The following is a 6,548-nucleotide window of genomic DNA, read 5'->3' on the forward strand; positions in this document are numbered from 1 at the left end:
GGTATAATTAAGAGATAAAGTAAAGGGGAAAATATGGCTAAATTGATTCCAGGGAAGCTTCGAATGGAGGGAGCTCAACTCTACGAAACTAGTCAGATTGAAATTATCAAAGAGAAAGACCATCGTCTCTATGCGCGTGTAGCAGATGAAGAAATTCGCTATAGCCTGGATGATGATTTGGTTTTTTGTGCTTGTGATTTTTTCCAAAAAAGAGGGTTTTGTGTGCATTTAGCAGCACTAGAACATTACCTTAAAAATGATCATTTGGGTCAAGAACTTTTACAGAAACTAGAAAATGGGCAGGAAAAGAAGGAGGAAGTCGAAACCCAAGTGACCTTTGGGGGACGTTTCCTAGAGAGCATACAAGCTACTAACTCGCCTAAAATCTATCAGCTAGCCGCTCAGGGGCAAGTTGAAGCTGGAACCAATCGTATTATTTGGACTTTGAGGATTGGTCTTATCCAGACTCATAAGTTTTATGTAATCCGAGATATTCCTCTCTTCCTGAAGGTTCTAGAAAATAGTAAACCTTACATGATTGGTAAGCTATATGAAGCCTCCTTGAAGCTTAGTCAGTTTGATGAGACTAGCCAGTTTGTCTTAAATTTTCTTCAGGGAATTGTAGAAGATGAGTCTGAAAATGCCCTCTTTTTCCAGAATCAAGGTCGTCACCTCTATTTTCCTCTATCCTTTTTTGAACAGGGTGTCAGTCTGCTGATGGACTTAGATGAATTTCAATTTGACCATCAAATTTCAAGCTATCCTCATCTTGTCTTTCAAGATTTTGATGGTCAAGCAGGTTTGTTTTCTTTTGTAATTGAAGAAAAATCTAACTATTATGAGATGGAAATATTTCAACAGGTAGGGATGAATTCATTTTATAAGGGACAAGTGCTATTTACTAAAGGTACATTTTATCTTCTGTCTAAAGAGCAAGCTAGCCTTTTAGAAAAATTAAAAAAAGTACCTGTCGATAAAAGTGGTAGAAAGATTTTACAATTTGATACCAGTGATCGAGATCTCCTAGCTTCGACTTTGTCCCAATTTAAAAACGTAGGAAAGGTAGAGGCTCCTGATGGGCTTCGAATCCAGTCTTTCCGTCCTTCTTTCTACATGGAACGAGAAGAGGATGGTTCTATTCGCTTGGATATGCAGTTTCAATATGAAGCTTGCTTAGTAACGAATCGTGAGGAACTAGAAAGTCTTCCTTTTGCTAGTGATATTCAACTGGAGAAGCAAATCTTTCAGTTGGCCCTATCTGCTGGATTTGAAGCAGATTTTCGTTCATGGCGTCAAAGTTTGAAAGCTGATGCAGTCCATACATTCTTTCAGGAAGTTTTACCAGCTTTTGAAGCACTTGGAGAATTAAGGATTTCCGAGAGCTTGCAAGAACTCTATCAGGTTCAGAAGCCTCAAGTACATATCTCCTCCAAGGGGAGCCTTTTAGAAATTCAATTTGATTTTTGGGATATCGATCAAGAAGAAATCGATCGAGCGATGAAAGCGCTAGTTGAGAAGCAGGATTATTATATCAGTTCCTCAAATCAGGTTTACTATTTCGATGATCAGACCAAACGTATCCGTCAGGATTTAGAAGAGTTAGGGATAGAGGAGCTACAAGATGGAGCCTTTAGAGCTCGTAAATCCCTAGCTTATACCCTATCTCGTCTATTTGAGGATCAGGATCAAATTTTTTTCACTGAAGAATTTCGCCATTTGGCCCATGATTTGACACATCCAGAAGATTTTCCGATGAAAGAGCTGAATATTCAAGCAGAACTAAGGGATTATCAGAAAAGGGGAATTCAGTGGTTGCAGATGCTCCATCATTATGGCTTTGGCGGTATTTTAGCAGATGATATGGGTCTTGGGAAGACCTTGCAAACCATTGCCTTTTTAAGCAGTCAGGCTCAAGCGGATACTAGTGTTTTAATCCTTGCTCCGTCTGGCTTAATCTATAACTGGGCCGATGAATTTCAAAAGTTTGCTCCAGATTTGGATGTTGTAGTGGTGCATGGCTTGAAATCTCATCGAGAGTCGATTTTGGCAGAAAATCATCAGATTTATGTGACAAGCTATGCCACTTTCCGTCAAGATAGTGAAATTTATCGAGATTTATCTTTCGATTTTCTCTTTTTAGACGAAGCTCAGGTCATGAAAAATGCACAGACCAAGATTGCGCAAAGTTTGCGACGATTTGTGGTTCCATCTGTCTTTGCACTATCAGGAACACCGATTGAAAACCATCTGGGAGAACTCTGGTCGATTTTTCAGATTGTCTTACCAGGCCTCTTACCTGCTAAGAAGGAGTTTATGAAACTATCAACTGAGAGAGTGGCTCAATTTATCAAACCCTTTGTCATGAGACGCAAGAAAGAAGAGGTTTTGACAGAGTTGCCTGACTTGATTGAAGTCGTCTATAAGAATGAACTGGAGGATCAACAAAAAGCTATCTATCTTGCTCAGCTGCAACAGATGCAGGAGCGTCTGGAACAGGTAAGCGATTGGGAATTTCAACGAAATCGCGTCGAAATTTTGACTGGTCTCATGCGTTTGCGTCAGATTTGTGATACACCTGCGCTCTTTATGGAGGACTACCAAGGAGAGAGCGGGAAGCTGGATAGTTTACGAGATTTGCTGGTTCAGATTGCTGAAGGTGGACACCGTGTACTTATCTTCTCACAATTTAGAGGCATGTTGGATCGGATTGAGCAAGAGCTACCTGACTTAGGCTTGACTTCCTTTAAAATTACGGGATCAACTCCTTCTCAAGAACGTCAGGAAATGACTAAGGCTTTTAACCAAGGAGAGCGCGATGTATTCTTGATTTCTCTAAAGGCTGGTGGAGTTGGACTCAATCTCACTGGTGCGGATACGGTCATTCTAGTAGACTTATGGTGGAATCCTGCAGTTGAATCTCAGGCTATCGGTCGAGCTCATCGTATGGGGCAAGAGCAGGCTGTTGAAGTTTATCGCCTTGTGACTCGAGGTACAATTGAAGAAAAGATTCAAGAATTACAAGAGAAAAAGAAAAATCTTGTTTCTGAAATCTTGGATGGAACAGAGTCTCGAGGAAGTCTGAGTCTAGCTGAAATACGAGAAATTTTAGGGATTTCATGAGCCTATACTTGAAAAATCAAGACATTACGCTATAATGGAGTATTGAAAGGAAATAAATATGACACAAAAACGATTTCCAATAGTGGCAGATGATGAAGTCATGTTGACAGAAATGCCAGTTATGAATCTCTACGATGAGTCTGATTTCATCAGTAATATCAAAGGTGATTATCAAGATAAAAACTACTTGGAATGGTCTCCAATCACTGAAGAAAAAAAGCAAGAGAAAGCCAAGCCTCTTGTAAAACCGATTGAGAAAAAAGAAAAATCCTATGCTGAACTAGCGCGTGAAGAAGCTCGTGCGGATTTGAAAAAGAAGCGTTCGGCTCGATATTTGACTCAGGATGTGAGCCATACGAGACGTCAACCGAAGACAAGCCATGTGCGTCCAGCAAATCAACCGACAGCACCTTTTCAAAAAGAAAATCCAGGAGAATTTGCGAAATATAGTCAGAAGTTAGGTCAATCTCACTATATTTTGGCAGAAACAGTTTCTCAAGTGGATAGTCCTTTGCCAAATAGCGAAAAGTCTCATCCTAAGAAAAACAACTATGACTTTTTAAAGAAAAGTCAAATTTATAACAAAAAAAGTAAACAAAAAGAACAAGAGCGTCAAGTAGCCCAAGAGCTCAACTTGACTAGAATGAGTGAATAGAGGGGAAGAAAATGGCAAAAACTTATCATTTTATCGGAATCAAAGGATCAGGTATGAGTGCCTTGGCTTTGATGTTGCATCAAATGGGGCACAAGGTTCAAGGTTCTGATGTTGAGAAGTACTACTTTACCCAACGTGGACTAGAGCAAGCAGGAATTACAATCTTACCTTTTGATGAAAAGAATTTGCAAGGGGATATGGATATTATCGCTGGGAATGCCTTCCGTCCAGATAATAACGTGGAAATTGCCTATGCGGATCAACAGGGCTTGAGCTATAAACGTTATCATGAGTTTCTCGGTAGCTTTATGCGTGATTTTATCAGCATGGGAGTTGCTGGAGCCCACGGTAAGACTTCAACAACTGGGATGCTTTCTCACGTCTTGTCACACATCACTGATACAAGTTACTTGATCGGAGATGGTACAGGTCGTGGATCTGAAAATGCCAAGTATTTTGTCTTTGAATCAGACGAGTATGAGCGCCATTTCATGCCATATCACCCAGAATATTCTATTATTACGAACATTGACTTTGACCACCCAGACTACTTCACAAGCTTAGAGGACGTCTTCAACGCCTTCAATGATTATGCCAAACAAATTACCAAAGGTTTGTTTGTCTATGGTGAAGATGCTGAGTTGCGTAAGATTACAGCAAATGCCCCAATCTATTATTACGGTTTTGAAGCAGACAACAATGATTTTGTAGCAAGCGACTTACTTCGTTCTACTACAGGTTCAACCTTTACCGTTCACTTCCGTGGTCAAGAGTTGGGCCAATTCCACATTCCAACTTTCGGTCGCCACAACATCATGAATGCCACAGCAGTGATTGGTTTGCTTTATACTGCTGGCTTTGACTTGAATTTAGTACGTGAACACTTGAAGACTTTTGGTGGAGTGAAACGTCGCTTTACAGAAAAGATTGTCAATGACACTGTTATCATCGATGATTTTGCTCACCATCCAACTGAAATCGTAGCGACTCTTGATGCTGCACGTCAAAAATACCCAAGCAAGGAAATCGTGGCTATCTTCCAACCGCATACTTTTACTCGTACAATCGCCTTGTTGGATGACTTTGCTCAAGCCTTGAATCAGGCTGATGCAGTTTACCTCGCACAAATCTATGGATCTGCTCGTGAGGTGGACCATGGTGATGTCAAGGTAGAAGACCTTGCCAATAAAATCAACAAGAAACATCAAGTTATCACAGTTGAAAATGTTTCTCCACTCCTAGACCATGACAATGCTGTCTATGTTTTCATGGGAGCTGGTGACATCCAAACTTATGAATACTCATTTGAGCGTCTCTTGTCAAACTTGACTAGCAATGTTCAATAAGGAATATCATGGAATTTTCAATTAAAATCAGGGAAGCACAGCAATCAGATATAAATCAGATTTGCTTGATACAAGAAAGTATTTCAAACACCCTAGAAATATTGAATAGAGAAATAATAGAAGAACGTATCCGCAACCATGCGGGTACGTTTCTCTTAGCTAGCCTGGATGATCAAGGGATTGCTTATATCATTGCAGCTTCACTTCCTATTCCCTCTTTAAGACAATGGATGCTTGAGATCAGAGATGAGGAATTCATCAGTGAGAACGCAATCATCCTTGAAGATTTAGCTGTCGCTCCCGATTTTCAGGGGCAAGGCTTTGGAACCTTGTTGCTAGCAGCTTTGAAGGAAGTTACCCGTCAGCAAAATAGACCAGGTATTTATTTGCTTTGTGAGGATGAGTTGCTGGCCTACTTTGAAATGAATGGATTTATGGAACAAGGGATCGTAGAGGGAGAAAGGAACAGTGAATTTGCCTTTCTCATGCGTTGGCAGAATCCCTATTATCAGGAGGAAATATGATTATTAGACAAGCTAGATTGACAGATTTAGATCGTATCTTTGAAATTGAACTAGAAAATTTTTCAATTGAAGAAGCCATTCCTCGTCCTGTTTTTGAAGCTCATCTGAAGAAAATTAAGACCAGTTTTTTAGTGGCTGAAAAAGAGGGGGAAATACTAGGCTATATTGAGGGACCAGTAGTCCCTCATCGATATTTACAAGACCAGTCCTTTACAGAAGACATTAAAGATTACAGCCGTCAAAAAGGTGGCTATATCTCTGTGACTTGTCTATCCATTGCTAAGAAAGCTCAAGCGTTAGGTGTCGGACGAAAATTATTGACCGCTTTAAAAGATCTCGCTCTTGAGCATGAGCGTGAGGGAATCAATCTAACCTGCCATGACTATCTCATTGGCTATTATGAGAAACATGGTTTTGTGAATGAAGGAAAATCCAAGTCGACTTTTGCTGGTGAAGAATGGTATGATATGGTCTGGGAAAACACGAATTAGGCATTAGAAAGGCATCTATGGTTGCTTTTCTTTAGTTTTTGAGATATAATATTATGGATTATCAACAAGGAGGTAATACCTTTGAGCGAAAATTCAAGAGATGAAGAAAAATTAAGTTTTAAGGAACAAATTTTACGAGACTTAGAAAGATTGAAAAGGGAAGAAGGGCTTGACACTAGTGAGAGTAGCAAGGATGATCTTTTCCCTGATTTCAGTAATCTTTCAAAGACAGAAGAACCAGTGAAAGAGCCATCTGTAGAAGACTTGATGGTAGACTCAGTTTCACTTGTGGATGAACTGCTTGCTAAGGCTCCAACAGTTCCCCCACGTCCATCTTTGGGACCAGATGAACCTGTTGAACCAGCTGTAGTTCCAGAAAAAGTTACACCTGCAGAACCAGCTGTAGTTCCAG

5 protein-coding genes and 1 pseudogene are annotated in these 6,548 nt (G+C 40.1%); all 6 read left to right on the forward strand.

Going from position 1 to position 6,548, the window contains the following annotated elements; translation table 11 throughout:
- The first annotated feature begins 33 nt into the window (after positions 1-33).
- Positions 34-3,120, forward strand: a complete 3,087-nt coding sequence (locus RQ973_RS05710) for a DEAD/DEAH box helicase (RefSeq protein WP_049548437.1) — start codon at positions 34-36, stop codon at positions 3,118-3,120.
- Between the two features lie 58 nt (positions 3,121-3,178).
- A complete protein-coding gene (locus RQ973_RS05715; RefSeq protein ID WP_311523113.1) occupies positions 3,179-3,775 on the forward strand; it encodes a cystathionine gamma-synthase in 597 nt (198 codons plus the stop codon).
- A gap of 11 nt (positions 3,776-3,786) precedes the next feature.
- The gene (gene murC / locus RQ973_RS05720) at positions 3,787-5,121 is read left to right on the forward strand and encodes a UDP-N-acetylmuramate--L-alanine ligase (protein ID WP_311523114.1); all 1,335 of its coding nucleotides are present in this window, start codon (positions 3,787-3,789) and stop codon (positions 5,119-5,121) included.
- A gap of 8 nt (positions 5,122-5,129) precedes the next feature.
- A complete protein-coding gene (locus RQ973_RS05725) occupies positions 5,130-5,645 on the forward strand; it encodes a GNAT family N-acetyltransferase (RefSeq protein ID WP_311523116.1) in 516 nt (171 codons plus the stop codon).
- Positions 5,642-6,136, forward strand: coding sequence for a GNAT family N-acetyltransferase (locus RQ973_RS05730; protein ID WP_311523118.1), 495 nt, complete (start codon positions 5,642-5,644; stop codon positions 6,134-6,136). The genes RQ973_RS05725 and RQ973_RS05730 overlap by 4 nt, the downstream gene beginning before the upstream one ends.
- An 81-nt stretch (positions 6,137-6,217) precedes the next feature.
- Positions 6,218-6,548, forward strand: a pseudogene (locus RQ973_RS05735) (aminodeoxychorismate lyase); the annotation flags it as partial.

It is taken from the genome of uncultured Streptococcus sp. (assembly GCF_963511325.1).
Lineage (GTDB): Bacteria > Bacillota > Bacilli > Lactobacillales > Streptococcaceae > Streptococcus.

Excerpts from the sequence above, each read along its gene's own strand:
- RQ973_RS05710 (WP_049548437.1), top strand. The coding sequence starts at position 34 with ATGGCTAAATTGATTCCAGGGAAGCTTCGAATGGAGGGAGCTCAACTC.
- RQ973_RS05715 (WP_311523113.1), top strand. The coding sequence starts at position 3,179 with ATGACACAAAAACGATTTCCAATAGTGGCAGATGATGAAGTCATGTTG.
- murC (WP_311523114.1), top strand. The coding sequence starts at position 3,787 with ATGGCAAAAACTTATCATTTTATCGGAATCAAAGGATCAGGTATGAGT.
- RQ973_RS05725 (WP_311523116.1), top strand. The coding sequence starts at position 5,130 with ATGGAATTTTCAATTAAAATCAGGGAAGCACAGCAATCAGATATAAAT.
- RQ973_RS05730 (WP_311523118.1), top strand. The coding sequence starts at position 5,642 with ATGATTATTAGACAAGCTAGATTGACAGATTTAGATCGTATCTTTGAA.